This is a genomic window from Brevundimonas sp. GW460-12-10-14-LB2, from assembly GCF_001636925.1.
In the GTDB taxonomy this organism is placed as follows: Bacteria; Pseudomonadota; Alphaproteobacteria; order Caulobacterales; family Caulobacteraceae; genus Brevundimonas; species Brevundimonas vesicularis.
The window spans coordinates 2,062,213-2,079,820 of record NZ_CP015511.1 but is presented as its reverse complement, the minus strand read 5'-3'; the positions used below and the strand labels follow the sequence as shown (position 1 = coordinate 2,079,820).

Sequence of the window (17,608 nt, the reverse complement as noted above, 5' to 3'; positions counted from 1 at the left end):
CGCGCGCGTCCTCACAACCCAAAGCTAACGCTCAGGCCTCAACCGTCGCAGGGGTCGCTTCGCTCGGCTGTGGATCCAGCGACCCTGCCGCCACCATCACCGGCAACCGGATCATCACCGCCGCGCCTTCGCCCAGGGTGCTGTCGATGGTCATGCGGCCGCCGTGCAGTTCGGTCAGGCTGCGGACCAGGGACAGGCCCAGGCCCGTGCCTTGCGCCTTCTGGTCGGCGCCGCCGGCCTGTTCGAAGGGGCGGCCCAGGCGTTGCAGGTCCTGCGGCGCGATGCCGACGCCGGTGTCGGACACGGCCAGATCCAGATCCGGTCCGTCGGCGTCCAGGGTAATGGTCACTGAGCCGCCGGCCGGGGTGAACTTGACCGCATTGGACAGCAGGTTCAGCGCCATCTGCTTCAGGGCGCGGGCGTCGGCGCAGACCTTGATCGGCTCGGACGGCAGGACGGCGGCCAGCTCGACCCCCTTGTCGTCCGCCTGAAGCCGGACCAGGGCGACGGCGGCGGACACGGCGTCGCGGGCGTCGAACGTCTCCATCGCCAGCTGGTAGCGCTCGGCCTCGATCTTGGACAGGTCCAGGACGTCGTTGATCAGATCCAGCAGGTGGCCGCCCGCCTGATGGATGGCGTCGGCATAGCCGGCGTAGCGTTCGGGCAGGGGGCCGAACAGCTTCTGGCGCATGATGTCCGCAAAGCCGATCACGGCGTTCAGGGGGGTGCGCAGCTCGTGGCTCATATTGGCCAGGAAGCGGGTCTTTCCGGCCGACTGGGCCTCGGCCTCGACGCGGGCGGTCTCCAGCCCCAGCTCACGGGCGAACTGGGCCGTGCCGTCGAACGCCTGGGCGATCAGGCGCGGGCGGTCCGTCTCGTGCTGGAACGGGCCCAGGATCATGACGACACGGCGGTCCAGGGCGATGCGCGGCGTGAACTGGACCTCGACCGACTGGCCCGACAGGGCGCGGGCCAGGGCCGCGGACACGGCCGGTCGGTCCGGCGCATGGACGGCCGAGATCAGGCCCTGTTCGGTCAGGGCCAGCACCGACAGGGCGGGCGGCGGCGTGCCCCAGGTGGCGACCGCGCGGCCCGACGGATCGAGCAGCAGGGTCAGGGCCGGCTGATCCTCCAGCAGGGCGGCGATGCGGGCGGCCTGTCCTTCCGCCTCGTCCAGGCGACGCTGGCGCGCGCTCCAGGTCAGGCGCATGGCGGCGATGATCGCGCCCATGGCCAGCAGGCCTGAGACAGCGGCCAGCAGGGGGGCTTGCGCCTCCGCCCCGTTCAGCCAGGTCGAGATCAGCCCCGCCAGCAGCGGCAGGGCCACCGCAAAGGCGCCCATCCGGGTCAGGCGGTCGGCGCCGACGCGAGCGTGATGCACGCCGTGATCCAGGGCGATCCCCGCCGCCAGCGGCGTCAGGATCAGGCCGGGCAGGGCGCCGGTCACGCCGCCGGTCAGGCCGGCCGAAGCGGTGGCGGCCAAAATCCACCCGCCCATGACGGCCAGCCTCAGCCCCACGCTGTCGCGCACCATCAGCACGACGCCGAACACGCCGGGGAAGGCCATCAGCAGCAGGGCGGCCAGCGGCGCGTCCTTCAGCCCGTCCATCATCTGGGCCGCGAGCGCCGTCAATGCCACAGCCACCGCCCAGATGGCATGCCATAAGGCGACCAGCGGAGCGCCCAACGCCGCGTCGTGCGTCGGGTCGTCCTCGAATCTGGCGTGGGCGTCGGGTTTCAAGAAGGGCGGGCCATGGGTTTCGTCTGCGCCCAGACTAGGGCTGCGGCTGAGTCGGTGCGAGGCCGCTCCCCCCTGAGGCGAACCCCATTGCGGCGTTCACCATGAATATCGGGGGACAAAACGGCCGGTTGTCGTTAACGGCCTCGCGGCCTATCTGGCGGCGCATGACCGACCGCACGCCGCCGACCGACACCCTGGACCAGACCCTGGCCGAACTGGCCGAGGATTTCGACCTGCTGGGCGATTGGGAGCAACGGATCGAATACGTCATCGAACTGGGCAAGGGGCTGGCTCCGCTGGACGAGGCCGACCGGATCGAGGCCAACAAGGTGCCGGGCTGTGCCGCCCAGGTCTGGCTGGCGACGACGCAGGACGACGGGCGTCTGTGGTTCGCCGCCGACAGCGACAGCGCCCTGTCCAAGGGCAATATCGCCCTGCTACTGAAACTCTATTCAGGCCGCACGGCGCGGGAGATCGTCGCCTTCGACGCCCGCGCGGCGCTGGATCGGCTGGGCCTGCCCTCGGCCCTGACGCGCCAGCGCGCCAATGGCTTGAACAGCATGGTCGGCCGCATCCGCGAGGCGGCGCTGGCGGTTCAGTAGTCGGGGGTTGCAACCGCCGGCCCGGCGACCCACGATCGCGGGGTCGTAACCGGGGGGGCGCGGATGGACCTGCTGAAGATCCTGCGCAGTTTCGAGGAGTTTCTCTTCGAGGCGGTCAGCTGGCTGGTCTTCTATCCCCTGACCCTGTGGCGCATCCTGCGCGGGCCGCTGGCGGCGATGGACTATTCGGACCGCGAGCAAAGCGACAGCGAGGAGCGTCGCTACGACGATGCGCTCAGCCCGCCGCTGTTCTTGTTGGCCACCATCGTCCTGACCAATCTGCTGTCGATGGCGCTGCATGTGCCGCCGCCGCCCGAGGCGACCGACCTCAGCCGCGTGGTCTATGCGTCCCAGCAGAACCTGGTCCTGTTTCGCTCGCTGGCCTTCAGCCTGATCCCGCTGGTCGCCGCCGTCACCCTGCTGCGCCACGAGAAGAAACGCATCAGCCGCGAGACCCTGCGCGCACCCTTCTATGCGCAATGCTATCTCGCCGCCGTCTGCGCCGCCTTCGTCTCGGCGGGCGGGACCATCTTTCAACGGCCCGAACTGCCCAATGCGGTCGGCGCGGCGATCATGACCGGCGGCACGGCCTGGTTCGTCGTCGTGCAGTCCCGCTGGTTCGCCCGGCGGCTGAACGTGTCAAAGGGGCGCGGCGCGGTCATCGCGGTGCTGGCCCTGATCCGGGCGCTGATCTACCTCCTGGCCATCCTGATCCCCATCGCCCTGATCTGAGCGGACAAGACAGGGTCTAGTGGGGGTGCGATTATCAGCGCGCGGAATGTTAGCGAAGGTCCGTTGCCCGGTGCGATGGCTGTTTCGGCTTTCGACCCATTGCAAACATGCGTGCCCAACTTCTGTGATGCGGACCTGTCGCTAGGACACTCTGATTACGAAGCTGAGCAACTTCGCGTGAAACTGTTGGGGAGTTTCTGGCTCATCGCCATCCGCAACGAGGATATTTGGAAAGCGCTGGGCCAGGTCTGGACAGGTGGTCGAGAGAAACTCGGCAAGCTTCATCGTGTCCTGTTTGAAAAATTCCACACTCCAAAGGTAGATTGCTTCGCTTGTCTGCTCCAGTAAGATTTCCACGGCTTTGATGGTGCTGGTATTCGAAGCCTCAGACTTCGCCAGAAATGCGACTACGGGCGAATTGCTCCTGTAGTCGCCGGTCCAGCCCATCATTGCACAGTCATCACCGTAGAGCCTCAGCCGCGCAATCGCTTCTGCATCTCTGCGCAGCTCGATTATTGCAGGTGGCTCTTGAAGGTTGGTCTCCATCATACGCTTAGAATATCTGCCTGCGCAGCAAAGTCACTTGGGCATGTCCGCTTCCCATCCACAGCACGCTTTCGTCACATCCGATAGCGCATCAAAACTTCACCCGATCCCATAGTGATCCGCCAGGGCCTGCAGCGCCTGTTTCAGGACGGTCTTGCCCTGGCGACGGCGTAGGCCCAGGCCGGTTTCGGCCAGTTGCAGGCTGTCGCCGTGGATGCAGATGCGGGTCAGGATGGGGCGAAGGCGCGGGCCGACGGCGGTCAGCGCCTGTTCGACGCGGCGGGCGGCGGACAGGGCGCGGTCGGTCGGCTCCATCCGCGCGGCGGTTCCTGAGCCGGAGGTCGGCAGGGCGTCCCAGCGCATGGTGACCGAGGCGCCCCTGGTCGCCTGTTCCGCCTCGCGCCGCAGCCGTTCGCCGGCGGCGGCTTCAGCCGGGGTCAGCCAGGGGCGGCCGGACGCATCCTTGCGCCGCGCCAGCCAGGCGATGGGGCTTTCGCCCAGATTCGCCCGCGCGCGGACCATGCGGCCATCTGGCTGCATCAGGTCGCGCTGGCCCGCCACGAAGCCGGGACGACCGGGGGCGGGGGACGGCGTCGGGTCCGGCTGGGCGCGTCCCGACCAGCCGCCGCCGGGCCGCACGCGCAGGCCGGGCTGGTCGATCAGGGCGCGAAACTCGGTCTCGGTCAGCGTCAGGCTGATGCGGCTGCGGCGATCCGGCGACAGACGCAAGGCATAGGCGCCGCCCTCGGCCGACAGCCAGGCGCCGGGCTTGGCCATCAGATCGCGCGCGCGTTCCAGAAGCCGGCTCATTGCGGCAACTCCAGGCGGGGCGACTGATACAGGCCCTGGATGCAGCCTTCGAGGTCGTTCATCAGATCGTCGATGCTGCGCCGTTCGCGCTCGTCCTCGACCCAGCGGCAGGCGGCGCCGACGCTGGCGCGATTGACGCCGAAGACGTGGCCGACCCGCTCCATCGTCCAGCCATAGGCGACGTGCGACAGATACATGGCCAGCCAGCGCGGGCGGGCCGCGCGGGGGTTCATCCGACCCCGACCGGTCATCTGCGACGGATGGGCGCCGGTGCGCGCCGCGATCAGATGAATGGCCAGCCCGGCCTTGACCTGATCCTCCTCGGTGACCGGCACCTTGTATTCCTCCAGCACGAAACTTCTCCCTCTCACGAACTCTCGACGCCGGCATCATAGGTGGCCGTGACGTCGCGATAGGAATATCATCCTACTGTGCGCCAAAATCGGTCGTGGCGGCTTAACCGCCTTGCGGTTGCGGGCAGCACGTCGTGCGTGAGGGAGGTGAGAGGACGGGCGGTCTGTCGGCCGAAACACGGGGCGCGGGTCCAACATGGTTAATAAATTTCGAATCGTTGACTCCAGCCTCTCGACGCCGATTCGCAAATCAGCCTAGATTCGCCTCAATTGGATGGCGTTAACCCTTCTTAAGGTTTTCACGTCTTAACTTGCGAACAAGGTTACCCGGCCGTGTGTCAGGGTGGTTACCGCAAAGCTTTTTGCCTGGAGGGGCACGTATGCGCGTCCTGTTGATTGAAGACGATCACGCAACCGCCCAAAGCATCGAACTGATGCTGAAGTCGGAAGGCTTCAACGTCTATACGACGGACCTGGGCGAGGAAGGCATCGATCTGGGCAAGATCTATGACTACGACCTCATTCTTCTTGACCTGAACCTGCCGGACATGAGCGGCCTGGAAGTCCTGCGCCAGCTGCGCGTCGGCAAGGTCAACACGCCGGTCATGATCCTGTCGGGCAGCCACGAGATCGAAACCAAGGTCAAGACCTTCGGCGGCGGCGCCGACGACTATATGACCAAGCCCTTCCACAAGGACGAACTGATCGCGCGCACCCACGCCGTGGTCCGCCGCTCCAAGGGTCACGCCCAGGCGATCATCCACACCGGCGAGATCGCCGTGAACCTGGACGCCAAGACGGTCGAGGTGAACGGTCACCGTGTCCACCTGACGGGCAAGGAATACCAGATGCTGGAGCTGCTCTCGCTCCGCAAGGGCACCACCCTGACCAAGGAAATGTTCCTGAACCACCTGTACGGCGGCATGGACGAGCCCGAGCTGAAGATCATCGACGTCTTCATCTGCAAGCTGCGCAAGAAGCTGGCCACCGCCGCCGACGGCAAACACTATATCGAAACCGTCTGGGGCCGCGGCTATGTCCTGCGCGACCCGGCCGAGGGCGTCGTCACCGTCGCCGCCTGATCGACCTTCGATCCGCGATTTTGAAACGCCCGCCGGTGACGGCGGGCGTTTTGCGTTGAGAGCTTACTGACGCTTCGCCGGCATGTCGCGGCCGCCCTGGTGCAGGACCAGGCCCTCGACGGCGCCGGCGGCGTTGCGGGTGAAGGTGATCTGGGCATCGACGGCGGTGAGGTAGAAGGCGTCCTCAGCTTCCGCCGTCAGTGCGAAGGCGGGCTGGCCGGTGGCCTGGGCCATCAGCTTTCCGTCCACGACGGAGATCGTCAGGGCGAAGGTCGGGGCCAGATTATAGACGCCCTCATAAGCTTTCAGCACGTCGGGCGAGAGGGCGACGGCGCGGCGTTCGCTTGGCAGGGTGACGGTTCCGCCGCGCGCCAGGGTGACCAGGGCCGCGCCCAGCTTGTCGGGCGCCTCGCCGTTCAGATTGCCCAGGACGATGACGGCGGTCCGGTCGCCAGGATCATAGGCTATATAGGTGTTGAAGCCATCGATGGCGCCGTTGTGCCAGACCAGACGCTTGTCGTCGGCTTCGGACACCATCAGCCCCATGGCGTAGCCGTTGCGCACCGGCGTGGTCAGGGCGGTCATCGACTGGGCGTTCAGCAGCCGCCCGCCGAACAGGCCCTGTTCCCACTTCAGCAGGTCGTGGGTGGTCGAATACAGGGCGCCGGCCCCGGTCGGGATGGTCATGTCCACATAGTCGGCGTTGACGACGCCGTCGGCGCCCGGCGCATAGCCCGAGGCCCGGCGGGGCAGGATCACGTCGTGGCGGTCATAGCCGCTGTCGCTCATGCCCAGCGGCTGGAACAGATTGGCGGCGACGAAGTCGGCGTAGGTCTGGGCGCTGGCCGCCTCGATGATGGCGCTGAGCAGCACATACCCCGAGTTGGAATAGGCGAACCGGGACCCCGGCGCGAAATCCAGCGGCCGGTCGCGGAACCGGGCGATCAACTGCGGCAGCGTCGCGGACCGGGTCTTCTGGGCCTCGAAGTCGGAAAAGGCGGTGAAGTTGGGCACGCCTGCCGTGTGGCTGAGCAGATGGCGCGGGGTGATCGCGTCCCAGGCGGCCGGGGCGTCGGGCAACCAGGTCTTGATCGGCGCATCCAGATCCAGCTTGCCCTGCTGGTTCAGCAGCATGACCGCGACGGCGGTGAACTGTTTCGACAGTGAGCCGAGGCGGAACTTCACATCACCATCGTTGGGGATGTTCCACTCGCGATTGGCCAGGCCGTAGCCCCGGTCCAGAAGGATGCGGCCGTCGCGGGCGACCAGGACGGCGCCGGAGAAGGCGTCGGCGTCGCTGGAGGCGCGGATCACCTGGTCCATGCGGGCCACGTCCTGGGCGGCGGCCGGGCGGCTGGCCAGCGGGCTGAGCGTGAGGGCCAGGGCGCTGGCGGCCAGCAGCAGGATGGCCGGACGACGGCGGGCGAGCAACGAATGAGGCAAGGGGCGGTCTCCTGAACGCGTCACGCTAACGCTTTCCGACAGAGGCGGCGAGCGTGGCGTTCGGATGCAGGCGTCCGTCCTTTTCGTCAGGGCTGTCGGAAGGTCAGAGTCGCCTCCAGCCCGACGCCGTCGGCGTTGGCGAGCGTCAAATGGGCGCCGGCGCGTTCGGCCATGCGGCGCGCGATGGTCAGGCCCAGGCCGGAGCCGCCGCTGTCGCGCGACCGGGACGGATCGAGGCGGTAGAAGGGCTCGAACAGGCGTTCCAACTGGTCCGGCGCCACGCCGGGGCCGTGGTCGCGCACGATCAGGCGCACGGCATGGTCGTCGCGCACGGCGCTGACGGCCGCATCGCCGCCGTGGCGGACGGCGTTGTCGATCAGATTGGTCAGGCATCGACGCAGGGCCTGGGGCCGGGTCGGCACGACGGCGTTGCAGCCATCGGTGAAGACGACCGGCTGGCCCGCCTCGGCCGCGTCCTCGCAAATGGCGGACAGCAGCGCGTCCAGATCGACGGGGGTCACGGCTTCGAGCGTGGTTTCGATCCGGGCCAGGTCCAGCCCTTCGCGGACCAGATGCTGCATGCCGGCCAAGTCGCTGATGAACTGGGCGCGCAGGGTCTCGTCCTCGATCTTTTCGACACGCAACCGCATCCGGGTCAGGGGCGTCTGCAGGTCGTGGGCGACGGCGGCCAGGACGCGGGTGCGATCCTCGATCAGGGCCTTCAGCCGGGTCTGCATGGCGTTCAGGGCGGCGGCGGCCTCGCGGACCTCGCGCGCGCCCTCCTCGACCAGGGGCGGGCGGTCCAGATCGTGGCTGAGGGCGACGGCGCCCTGGGACAGACGATTCAGCGGACCGGCCGCCAGCCGCGACGCTATCCAGCCGGTCAACAGCACGGCGGCCAGACCCGCAAACAGCAGGACGGCGGCCTCGCGGCTGAGCGTCCACGGGCGCGGAGCGGGCGGCAGGCTGATCGCCACCGGGACGGGCGCGCCATTGACCGGCCGCAGCACCAGGATGCGGCACCGCAGACGATCGGTCGCCGCGCCGCACGCCCCGGCCGAGGCCTCGAACGCCTTGACCGAGACCCCGTCCACGCCACGCCGCTTCAGGGCCTCGGCGACCGCATGGGTCAGCGACGGATCGGGCGCACCCAGCCTTTGGCCCGCCGCGTCCGGCAGGCCGTCGGTCAGGCCGGCGGCGGGATCGTCGCTGGAGCCGGCCAGGTCCACGATCCGTTCGGCGGTGGTGAAGTCATGGGCTTGGGACAGGCGATGGCGATGGTTCAGGCCCAGGGCGGCGAAGGTCACGCCCGCCGCCAGCAGGGCGCCGACCAGCAGCAGCAGGAACAGCCGCGTGGTCTCGGCCTCGGCCCGGCCGTGGCGGGTTCCTACGCGCGCCATATGACGGGTCCGGCCAGCATATAGCCCAGGCTGCGCACCGTGCGGATCAGGGCCGGGGCCTTGGCGTCGTCGCCCAGCTTCTGGCGCAGGCGGCTGACCCTCAGGTCGATGGCGCGGTCGTCGGCGTCGGCGACGGTGGACAGGGCGCGGATTCGCTCGCGCGACAGGGGCTTGCCGCCGTTCCTGACCAGGGCGTGCAGCAGGTCGAAATCGGCGCCCGACAGCGGGGCCAGCCGTCCGTCCGGCGCCGTCAGCGCCCGCGCGGCGATGTCCAGCGACCAGCCGGAGAAGTCGGCGTGTCGTCCCTCGCTCGTCGTCGCCTCGCCGCCGGTGCGCCGCAGGACGGTGCGGATGCGGGCCACCAGTTCGCGCGGCTCGAAGGGTTTGGCCATATAGTCGTCGGCGCCCATCTCCAGCCCCACGATGCGGTCGATGGGATCGCCGCGCGCCGTCAGGATGATGACCGGCGTTTTCGACGCCGCCCGAATGCCGCGACACAGCGACAGGCCGTCCTCGTCCGGCAGGTTCAGGTCCAGCACCACCAGATCGACCGGCCCGGCCTCCAGCGCTGCCTTCATGGCTCGCCCGTCGGCGGCCTTCACCGTGCGAAACCCGTGCTGTTCCAGATGGTCGGACAACAGGTTTCGGATCTCGCGGTCGTCGTCGACGACCAGAAGGACAGGGGCGGCGGAGGTCTGGGACATTGGCGTTCGGCGAGCGGGAAGAAGCGCGATCTGTCGTCCTGTCTCATGGCCAAAGCGCGGCGGATACAGTCGGACACAATTCTCTTCGCCGACGATACGCGGCGACACCGACCGGCCCCGAACCGGCCGGACGCGGGTCCGAAACAGTGACTGTCCGACACGAGGCCGGACGCCAAACACACAGAAAGACCCGCCATGAAGTCCTTCCGTTCCACCGCCGCTTTCGGCGCCGCCGCCCTGGTGATCCTGACCAGCGGCGCAGCCTTCGCCGGCACCCCTTCGGCCCCGTCGTCGGGCGCTCATGCCCGCCCCGCCGCCTCCGCCCGTGCGCATCATCGGGTCAGCCACGCCCGCACCCACCGCGCCGTGACGCCCGCCAAGAAGAAGTAAGGCGCGACGCCTTACTGGTCCTGCCGGCGTCCCCGGCCGGCAGGACCCCCCGACACGCCTGAGACTTCGACCTTCAAACGAGAGATATCGACATGAAATCCTTCCGCACCGCCGCCGCCGTTTCCGCCGTCGCCTTCGTCGCCCTGACCAGCGGCGCCGCCTTCGCCGGCACGACCCCGGCTCCCTCGACCGCCATGACCGCTCGTCCGGCCGCGACCGCTTCGGCGACGACGCCCGCGCCGTCGGCCCGCGCCCCGCGTGCGCATCGCCGGGGTCATCAAGCCCAGGCCCAGACGTCGGTCCAGCCGCCGGCGACCGTCACCGCCAAGAAGAAGTAAACCGGCCGCCCCTTCCTGTTCGCACAGGAACGCCCGGCTGTCGCAAGACGGCCGGGCGTTTCCGTATTCAGAGGCCTGTCGTCAGGCCGGGGTCTTGAAGCCTGCCGCGAGGGCGGCTGCCATCGGATTGGGACGGCCGGAGCTGTCGAAGGGCAGAGGCTTGTCGTTGCCGTCGTCCTTGTCGCCCTGGCGATACCAGCTGTCGGTGTCGCGCAGGCCCCAGACGGTGAAGGCGAACTGCTGCGCCTTGGGCAGGGCCGCAAAGGCCGAGGCCAGTTCGGTGACGCGCGCGCCCTGGGCCGCGATCCGGTCGGCCTGGCTGCGGAGGTCCAGCCGGTTTTCGGTGCGCAGGGTGCAGTCCAGCTCCGACACATGGATCGGCAGGCCGAACTGGCTGATCTCGCGCATATAGGCGGCGATGACGCCCTCGGGGATGTCGATCCACAGATGGGATTGCAGGCCCACGCCCTGCAGCGGACAGCCGGCCTTCAGCAACCGCTCGACCAGTTTCAGAAACTGCGCGCCCTTGGCCGGCACGCTTTCCTGATTGTATTCGTTGAGAAACAGGACGGCGTCAGGATCCGCGATCCGGGCCTTTTCGAACGCGCGCAGGATATAGCCGTCGTGGCCGTATCGCGCCGACCAGTGACAGTCTCGCATTCCCGACCCGTCGTCCAGGATCGGCTCATTGACCACGTCCCAGCTGCGGACCTTGCCGCGATAGCGGCCGGCGACCGTGGCGATATAGCCGTCGAAGGCGCGGTCAAAGGCGGCGCCCGACAGGCCGGCGAAGGCCTCCTTGCCCTGCGCGTACCAGATCAGGGTGTGGCCATGCATCGCCATGCCCTCGGCCCGGGCGAAGGCGGCGATACGGTCTGAGCGGTCGAAGTTGGGCCGGTCCAGGCCATCGGCCAGGATGTACTCCATCTTCATCTCCCACTCGGGCGTGAGTTGGGAGACGTTGGCGCGCGCCAGCGCGACCCAGTCCGGGTCGTCGATCTGGCTGGCCTTGATCGCCGTGCCGAAGGGAGCCGGGGCGATGGACTTCAGCGGGGGGACGTTGGGCGGCGACGGCTCCGCCGAGGCGAAGCGGTCGCAGGCGGCAAGCGCGAGCGGGGCGGCGAGGATAGCGCGGCGGGTGGGCGTCATGCGTCTCCCTCCAGCGAAGGCAGACGTAGAAGGCTGCGGGTCGTCAGACCGCACGCTTCCGCAGGCCCAGCTCGTCGAAGGCGGCGGTTTCGCGCTTGGCGAGGGCGATCAGCTGGTTCAGGCGCGTGGTCTCGGCGACGTGTTCGAACTTCTTCAGCTCTTCGAACGCGCCGGTCAGGGCGTCGCGGGCGCCGGCTTCCTCGGCGTCCAGCACCGACAGGTCGCCTTCGGCGGCGGCCTTCCTTGATTTCCAGCCGTTCAGATAGGCGCCCAGCATCATGCCGGCCTCAGCATCCATGCGGGCGCGGTTGCGTTCGCCCTCGGCCTCGGCGTCCAGCACGGCGATGCGGAGTTCGGCGCCGGCGCGGCGTTCGGCGATCTCGGCCAAGCGCTTCTGCAGCGTCTCGACCTCATAGTTGGAGATGCGGATCAGGGATTGGGCCCAAGCGGTCATCTAAATCATCACTCCCTGATCATGCCTTGGTTCAGGATTGCTTCCAGCCGGGTAAAGGAATCGGAAAGACGCGTCGCATCGTCCTTGTCTTGTCCCAGAAAATCTTCGAGCGCCGGATTCAGGGCGATGGCCCGGTCCACGATCGGGTCGGCGCCGGTGCGGTAGGCGCCGATCTTGATCAGCTCTTCCATATTGGCGTAGGCGCTCAGGCACTGGCGCGCGCGCTTGTTCAGCTCGCGCTCGGGCGGGGTCTGACAGCCGGGCAGGGTGCGGCTGACCGACTTCAACACGTCGATGGCGGGGAAGCGCCCACGCTCGGCGATCTTGCGATCCATGACGATGTGGCCGTCCAGAATACCGCGCACGGCGTCGGCGATCGGCTCGTCATGGTCGCCGCCGTCCACCAGCACGGTGAACAAGGCGGTGATGGGCGCCGCCGTCGTGCCGTCGGGGCGGATCGGGCCGGGACCGGCGCGCTCCAGCAGCTTGGGCAGTTCGGTGAAGACGGTGGGGGTGTAGCCCTTGGTGGTCGGGGGCTCGCCAGCGGCCAGCCCGATCTCGCGCTGGGCCATGGCAAAACGGGTGACGCTGTCCATCAGGCACAGCACTTCCAGGTCTTGGTCGCGAAGATATTCGGCGATGGCCATGGTCATATAGGCTGACTGACGGCGCTTCAGGGCCGGTTCGTCCGACGTGGCGACCACGACGACGGCGCGTTTCAGCCCCTCTTCGCCCAGGGTCTCTTCCACGAACTCGCGTACCTCGCGGCCTCGTTCGCCGATCAGGCCGACGACGACGGCGTCGCACGTCGCCTCCTTGGCCAGCATGGACAGCAGCACCGACTTGCCCACGCCCGAACCGGCGAAGATGCCCAGGCGCTGGCCCCGGCAGGTGGTGGTGAAGACGTCCATGGCTCGCACGCCCAGGTCCAGACGCTCGCCCACCCGGCCGCGCGAATGGGCGGGCGGGGGCGGGGCGCGCAGGGGATAGGGGGCGGGGCCTTGGGGCAGCGGTCCCTTGCCGTCGATGGGCTGGCCGAAAGCGTCGATGATGCGGCCCAGCCAGGCGGTGGTCGGGCGCACGCTGGCGGCCTGATCGATGATGCGGATATCGGCGCCGGGGGCCACGCCCTCGACCGGACCGAAGGGCATCAGCAGGGCCTTGGAATCGCGGAAACCGACCACCTCGGCGGGCAGGGGATCGTGGCCGCGCCGTCCGATCTCGGCCCGGGCGCCGACGGCGAGGCGCGACAGGCCGCCGCGCGACTCGATCAGCAGGCCCGAGACGCCTGCGACTTTGCCGGTCACGACCAGAGGATCGATCGCTTCGACGGCGGCGACGAGATTGCGCAAAAATCAGACCCCAGGAACAGGTCTCAACAGATGCGGCAACGTGGTTAACGACGGGTGAAGCGCTGCTGGAAGGCGGGGGATAAGACAGCGATTACTGCGTCTCGGTTGCAACTCAAGCGGGCAACGATTCTTCAACTAATTAGAGGGCTAATCTTGCAACCGAGGCGGGCGGGGGCCGGCCGATAGCGAAGAGGTTGCAACCTATGTTCGCGCGTAAACCGAAGTCATCGGACATGCAGGATCGGCTGATCGATCTGGACGGCAAGATGGCCGCCATCGGCCGGTCGCAGGCCGTGATCGAGTTCAACCTAGACGGCACCATCATCGACGCCAACCAGAACCTTCTGACCACGATGGGCTATAGTCTGGACGAGATCCGGGGCGCCCACCACAGGACCTTCATGGACCCGGCCGAGGCGGCTTCGCCCGACTACGCCGCCTTTTGGCGCGAGCTGAACGCGGGACACTTCCTGGCCCGCAAGTTCCGGCGGCTGGCCAAGGGTGGCCGCGAGGTCTGGCTGCAGGCGTCCTACAATCCGGTGTTCGGCCCAGACGGGCGGCCGGCCAAGGTCATCAAACTGGCCATCGACATCACCGCCGATGAGCAGGAGGCCGCGCGCCGCGAGGCCGAACGGGTCGAGGCGGAAAGCGCCCAGACCCTGCTGGTCGACGCCCTGGCGGGGGTGCTGAACAAACTGTCGGCCGGCGACCTGACTGCGCGGATCGATGCGCCGGTGAAGGGCGACCATGTGCGGGTGCGCGACGATTATAATGCTGCGGTCGAAAGCCTGCGCCAGACGATGGGCCAGGCGCTGCGGGCCGTGTCGGGTCTGCGGGGCGGGGTGGGCGAAATCTCCAGCGCGTCCGACGACCTGTCGCGCCGCACGGAACAGCAGGCCGCCAGTCTGGAAGAAACCGCCGCGGCGCTGGACCAGATCACCGCCACGGTTAAACGCAGCGCGGACGGCGCCAAACAGGCCTCGGCCGCCGCCCTGGGCGCGCGCGCCGAGGCGGATCGGTCGGGCGAGGTGGTGCGCCAGGCGATTGCGGCCATGGACGGCATCAAGCGCAGCTCGACCCAGATCAGCGACATCATCGGCGTGATCGATGAGATCGCCTTCCAGACCAATCTGTTGGCCCTGAACGCCGGCGTCGAGGCGGCGCGGGCGGGCGAGGCAGGGCGCGGCTTCGCCGTCGTCGCCTCCGAAGTGCGGGCTCTGGCGCAGCGCTCGGCGGAAGCCGCGAAGGAGATCAAGACCCTGATCACCACCTCGGGCCAGGAGGTGGCGCAAGGGGTCAAGCTGGTCGACGAGACCGGCGCGGCCCTGTCGGCCATTGCGGTCAAGGTGGCGGAGATGGACGCTCTGGTCAGCGAGATCGCCGCATCGGCTCAGGAACAGGCGACGGGGCTGAGCCAGGTCAATACGGCCGTCAACCAGATGGACCAGGTGACCCAGCAGAACGCGGCCATGGTCGAACAGACGACCGCCGCCGCCATGAGCCTGAAGTCCGAAACCGAACAACTGGCCCTGCTGGTCGAACGCTTCGAGACGGGCGAGGCGCCGGCTCAGACCCGCATCCACGACCTGTCGCAAGCCGCCGCCCCCGTCCCCCTGGCCCGCGAACGCGCCCGCATCCGGGCCTTCGCCAGCGGCGGCGCGACTGCGGCGTCGAGCGCGGGCTGGGAAGAGTTCTAGGGCGCGCTCGGCTCCAGCTCGATCTTCGCCTCCCGCGTCGTCGCGATGGCGCCGATCGAGGCGGCGACGATGGCGGCGATGGCGAGCCATTGCTGGCCCGTCAGGTGCTCGTGCAGAATCGCAAGCCCCGCCAGTGCGCCGACGGCCGGCTCGGCGCTGAGCACCACGCCGAAGGTGCGTTTGGGGATGCTGCGCAAGGCGACCATTTCCAGCGAATAGGGCAGGGCGCTGGAGAAGATCGCCACCGCCACGCCCGCCAGGATGATGGCGGGGTTCAGCAGGGCGGCGCCCGCATGGGCCACGCCAAATGGCACGACGACCATGGCCGCCACGCTCATGCCCAGCGCCACCGACTGACCGGCGTGCAGGTGCGACAGCCGCTTGCCGAAGACGATGTACAGCGCCCAGCACAGGCCGGCGAAGGCCGCCAGCGCCATGCCGACGGGATCCAGCGCGCCGGCGCCGGCCTTGATCGGCAGCAGCAGGCCCAAGCCCACGACGGCCAGACCGATGCAGGCGAAATGGATGGGCTTTCGGGAATGGATCAGGGCCAGGGTCAGGGGCCCAATGAACTCGATGGCGATGGCCAGACCCAACGGAATGGTGCGCAGGGCCATGTAGAAGCTGAGGTTCATCGCCCCCAGCACGACGCCGTAAAGCGCGATGGCGCCCAGGTCCGCGCGGGTCAGGCGGAACCGCCAGGGCCGGAAGACGGCGACCAGCAGAACGGCCGAAATTCCGACGCGATAGGCCGAGGTCCCCTCCGCCCCGATCGCTGGAAACAGGGTCTTGGCGAAGGAGGTGCCGCACGCCAGCGTCACCATACCCGCAAACAGCGCCAGATAGGGGACCAGGCGCGCCGCCAGCGGCGAGTTCAGGTGGGTTTTCAGGGCCAGCGACGTCATGGCGTAAAGCTAGCGTAACGCCGCTTGCGCTTCCCGGCGAATTTCCGCTTGAATGCGATGGAAATCGTCACTGGAGACCCTGTAATGACGAATTTCGTCACGCTCGACGATTTCGACCATAAGCTGCTGATGCGGGTCCGGCGCAACAATCTGGAGCCGGCGCGGGTGACGGCCGAGGCGGTGGGCCTGTCGGAATCCGCCGTGCTGCGCCGCCTGCGTCGCCTGCGGGCCGAGGGCGTCATCGCTGCCGACGTCGCCGTCATTGATCCCGCCCGGGTCGAACCGCGCATCGTCCTGCATGTCCAGGTCGAGATGAACACCCAGGACCGCAAGGTGATGGACGCCTTCCAGCGCGCCATGAAGGCCAGTCCCGAGGTGCAGGGCTGCTGGGACGTGACGGGTGAAACCGACTATCTGCTGACCGTAGCCGTCCGCTCCATGCAGGACTATGAGGCCTTCGGTATTCGCGAATTGGTCCCCGAAAAGGGCGTGCGCGGCTTCAAGAGCATGATCGTCATCCGCGAGGTCGTCGGCTTCGACCCCGGACGCGCCGTGCTGGAGCGCTAGGTCGCCGGGGCCTCGACCACCAGGGTCGCGCCTTGGCCCGAACCAGGACTGCGGTTCTCGATCGTGCCGCCGATCTGGCGGACCAGGTTGTTGATTACGCGCATGCCCAGGCTGCGGTCGCTGCGGGCGGCGATCAGGTCGAAGCCCTTGCCCTGGTCCGCCACCGTGACGGTCAGGCGTCCGTCGGCGATGCGGCCTGTGACCGAGACGCCGCCGCCCTCGGGGCCGTAGGCGTATTTGATGGCATTGGTGACCAGCTCGTTCACGATCAGACCGAGCGGGATGGCGATGTCGGCGCCCAGCGGCGCATCGGACGCCTCGCATGTGACGACATGGCGGTCGCTGCCAGCGTCGATGGCCTCGCACAGCTGGCACAGGAAGTCAGACAGGATCACGGTCTGGACGTCAGCGCCGCGCCACAGCTGATCATGGACTTCGCTGATGGCCTGGATGCGCGATCCAGCCGTGGCCAGGGCGGCGCGCACCTCGTCGGAGGCCGCGCCGCGCGCCTGCATCGACAGCAGGCTGGAAACCAGCGACAGGCTGTTCTTGACCCGGTGGCTGACCTCTCGCGTCAATAGGGCCTGATGTTCGATGGCGGCCAGAAGCCGCTGCTCGGTCTGCTGGCGGGCGATGGCGGCGCCGACGACGGCGGCGAAGGCGTCCAGAAAGAGGGCGTCGCGGGCGTCGAACTGGCCCTCGTCTGGACTGTCGACCTCCAGCACGCCCCAAGGTTCGCCGTCCAGTTCGGGCCGGATCAGGACGTTGATGGCACGCCGCACGCCGTGGTCGGCCAGAAGTTTGGGCGTGTGGAAGCGCTGTTCGTTCTCCAGATGGTTGGAGATCAGCGGCTTGCCGGTCTGGAAGGCGTAGCCGGCCGGCGAATCCAGTTCGACGCCCAGCGAGGCGTGACCCTCGACCTCGCCGCTCCAGCCCACGCCAGCGACCAAGACCAGCCGGTCGCGGCTTTCATTGTGGATCAGCACCTTGGACAGGGGCGTCTCCAGGCCGTCGGCGCAGACCACGCAGGCGGCGTCGAGCAGGGCCTGACGATCGCGTTCGCGCAGGGCCACCTCGCCGAAACGCGCCAGCAGCGACTGCTGCTTCAGGCGATAGCGCAGCTCGTCGGCGATGGAACGGGTCTCGGGCGTCGGCGCATCCTCGACCTTGGGCGCGACGGGATCGTCCATCTGGATCTGGGTCTGGGAGGCCGTGTCGGCCCACACCTCGGCGACCAGTTCGGCGATCTCCGGGGTCAGGCCGGGGTCGGAGGGCGGGCGGGTGTGGGGCAAGGACGGAAATCTCGGTTCGCGCGACGGCGACATATAGGCTGACATAGCCGC

At 68.2% G+C, this 17,608-nt stretch carries 19 protein-coding genes; 7 read left to right on the top strand and 12 right to left on the bottom strand.

Annotated elements, in window-relative coordinates; translation table 11 throughout:
* Positions 1–31: 31 nt before the first annotated feature.
* Positions 32–1,741: a sensor histidine kinase gene (locus tag A4249_RS10360; RefSeq protein ID WP_066552441.1), complete on the bottom strand. Its 1,710-nt coding sequence runs from the start codon at positions 1,739–1,741 to the stop codon at positions 32–34.
* A 164-nt stretch (positions 1,742–1,905) separates the two neighbouring features.
* Here A4249_RS10360 and A4249_RS10355 point away from each other — a divergent pair, with 164 nt between their 5' ends.
* Together A4249_RS10355 and A4249_RS10350 are read left to right on the top strand one after the other, a co-directional pair.
* On the top strand, positions 1,906–2,343 hold the full coding sequence (locus A4249_RS10355) for a SufE family protein (protein ID WP_066552439.1): 438 nt from the start codon (positions 1,906–1,908) through the stop codon (positions 2,341–2,343).
* Between the two features lie 63 nt (positions 2,344–2,406).
* A complete protein-coding gene (locus A4249_RS10350) occupies positions 2,407–3,075 on the top strand; it encodes a hypothetical protein (RefSeq protein ID WP_066552437.1) in 669 nt (222 codons plus the stop codon).
* Between the two features lie 141 nt (positions 3,076–3,216).
* Here the strand turns inward: A4249_RS10350 and A4249_RS10345 are convergent, their stop codons facing one another.
* The 3 genes from A4249_RS10345 to A4249_RS10335 form a co-directional block, all read right to left on the bottom strand.
* Positions 3,217–3,624: a hypothetical protein gene (locus tag A4249_RS10345; protein WP_066552436.1), complete on the bottom strand. Its 408-nt coding sequence runs from the start codon at positions 3,622–3,624 to the stop codon at positions 3,217–3,219.
* Positions 3,625–3,720: 96 nt separating this feature from the next.
* Positions 3,721–4,431 (bottom strand): DUF6456 domain-containing protein, encoded by a 711-nt coding sequence (locus A4249_RS10340; protein ID WP_066552433.1) that lies wholly within the window; start codon positions 4,429–4,431, stop codon positions 3,721–3,723.
* Entirely contained in the window at positions 4,428–4,784 is a 357-nt protein-coding gene (locus A4249_RS10335; protein WP_082854127.1) for a chromosomal replication initiator DnaA, read from the bottom strand. The genes A4249_RS10340 and A4249_RS10335 overlap by 4 nt, the downstream gene beginning before the upstream one ends.
* Positions 4,785–5,164: 380 nt before the next feature.
* Here A4249_RS10335 and ctrA point away from each other — a divergent pair, with 380 nt between their 5' ends.
* Positions 5,165–5,866: a response regulator transcription factor CtrA gene (gene ctrA, locus A4249_RS10330; protein ID WP_017505852.1), complete on the top strand. Its 702-nt coding sequence runs from the start codon at positions 5,165–5,167 to the stop codon at positions 5,864–5,866.
* A 63-nt stretch (positions 5,867–5,929) separates the two neighbouring features.
* Here the strand turns inward: ctrA and A4249_RS10325 are convergent, their stop codons facing one another.
* From A4249_RS10325 to A4249_RS10315, 3 genes are all read right to left on the bottom strand, one after another.
* A complete protein-coding gene (locus A4249_RS10325; protein WP_066552432.1) occupies positions 5,930–7,309 on the bottom strand; it encodes a serine hydrolase in 1,380 nt (459 codons plus the stop codon).
* An 86-nt stretch (positions 7,310–7,395) separates the two neighbouring features.
* Positions 7,396–8,709 carry a sensor histidine kinase gene (locus tag A4249_RS10320; protein ID WP_066552430.1) on the bottom strand — a complete coding sequence of 438 codons (1,314 nt, stop codon included), beginning with the start codon at positions 8,707–8,709 and terminating at the stop codon, positions 7,396–7,398.
* Positions 8,697–9,413, bottom strand: a complete 717-nt coding sequence (locus A4249_RS10315) for a response regulator (protein WP_066552429.1) — start codon at positions 9,411–9,413, stop codon at positions 8,697–8,699. The genes A4249_RS10320 and A4249_RS10315 overlap by 13 nt, the downstream gene beginning before the upstream one ends.
* 195 nt (positions 9,414–9,608) lie before the next feature.
* Between A4249_RS10315 and A4249_RS10310 the strand changes: the two genes are divergently transcribed.
* Positions 9,609–9,803, top strand: coding sequence for a hypothetical protein (locus A4249_RS10310; RefSeq protein WP_017505846.1), 195 nt, complete (start codon positions 9,609–9,611; stop codon positions 9,801–9,803).
* A 92-nt stretch (positions 9,804–9,895) separates the two neighbouring features.
* Positions 9,896–10,141 (top strand): hypothetical protein, encoded by a 246-nt coding sequence (locus A4249_RS10305; RefSeq protein WP_066552427.1) that lies wholly within the window; start codon positions 9,896–9,898, stop codon positions 10,139–10,141.
* 81 nt (positions 10,142–10,222) lie between these two features.
* On the opposite strand, the gene A4249_RS10300 is transcribed toward A4249_RS10305, so the two are convergent.
* From A4249_RS10300 to fliI, 3 genes are read right to left on the bottom strand one after another with little or no spacing between them, the layout of a single operon-like run.
* Entirely contained in the window at positions 10,223–11,290 is a 1,068-nt protein-coding gene (locus A4249_RS10300) for an endo-1,4-beta-xylanase (RefSeq protein ID WP_066552425.1), read from the bottom strand.
* A gap of 43 nt (positions 11,291–11,333) precedes the next feature.
* Entirely contained in the window at positions 11,334–11,744 is a 411-nt protein-coding gene (locus A4249_RS10295) for a hypothetical protein (RefSeq protein WP_055803572.1), read from the bottom strand.
* A gap of 8 nt (positions 11,745–11,752) precedes the next feature.
* Positions 11,753–13,096 (bottom strand): flagellar protein export ATPase FliI, encoded by a 1,344-nt coding sequence (gene fliI, locus A4249_RS10290; protein WP_066552424.1) that lies wholly within the window; start codon positions 13,094–13,096, stop codon positions 11,753–11,755.
* 203 nt (positions 13,097–13,299) lie between these two features.
* Here fliI and A4249_RS10285 point away from each other — a divergent pair, with 203 nt between their 5' ends.
* Positions 13,300–14,793: a methyl-accepting chemotaxis protein gene (locus A4249_RS10285; RefSeq protein WP_082854126.1), complete on the top strand. Its 1,494-nt coding sequence runs from the start codon at positions 13,300–13,302 to the stop codon at positions 14,791–14,793.
* Here the strand turns inward: A4249_RS10285 and A4249_RS10280 are convergent.
* Entirely contained in the window at positions 14,790–15,698 is a 909-nt protein-coding gene (locus A4249_RS10280) for an EamA family transporter (RefSeq protein WP_066552422.1), read from the bottom strand. The genes A4249_RS10285 and A4249_RS10280 overlap by 4 nt on opposite strands.
* 84 nt (positions 15,699–15,782) lie before the next feature.
* On the opposite strand from A4249_RS10280, the gene A4249_RS10275 reads away from it, so the two are divergent.
* Positions 15,783–16,265 carry an Lrp/AsnC family transcriptional regulator gene (locus A4249_RS10275; RefSeq protein WP_066629457.1) on the top strand — a complete coding sequence of 161 codons (483 nt, stop codon included), beginning with the start codon at positions 15,783–15,785 and terminating at the stop codon, positions 16,263–16,265.
* Here A4249_RS10275 and A4249_RS10270 read toward each other — a convergent pair.
* Positions 16,262–17,557, bottom strand: a complete 1,296-nt coding sequence (locus A4249_RS10270; protein WP_231868691.1) for a sensor histidine kinase — start codon at positions 17,555–17,557, stop codon at positions 16,262–16,264. The genes A4249_RS10275 and A4249_RS10270 overlap by 4 nt on opposite strands.
* Positions 17,558–17,608: the final 51 nt, after the last annotated feature.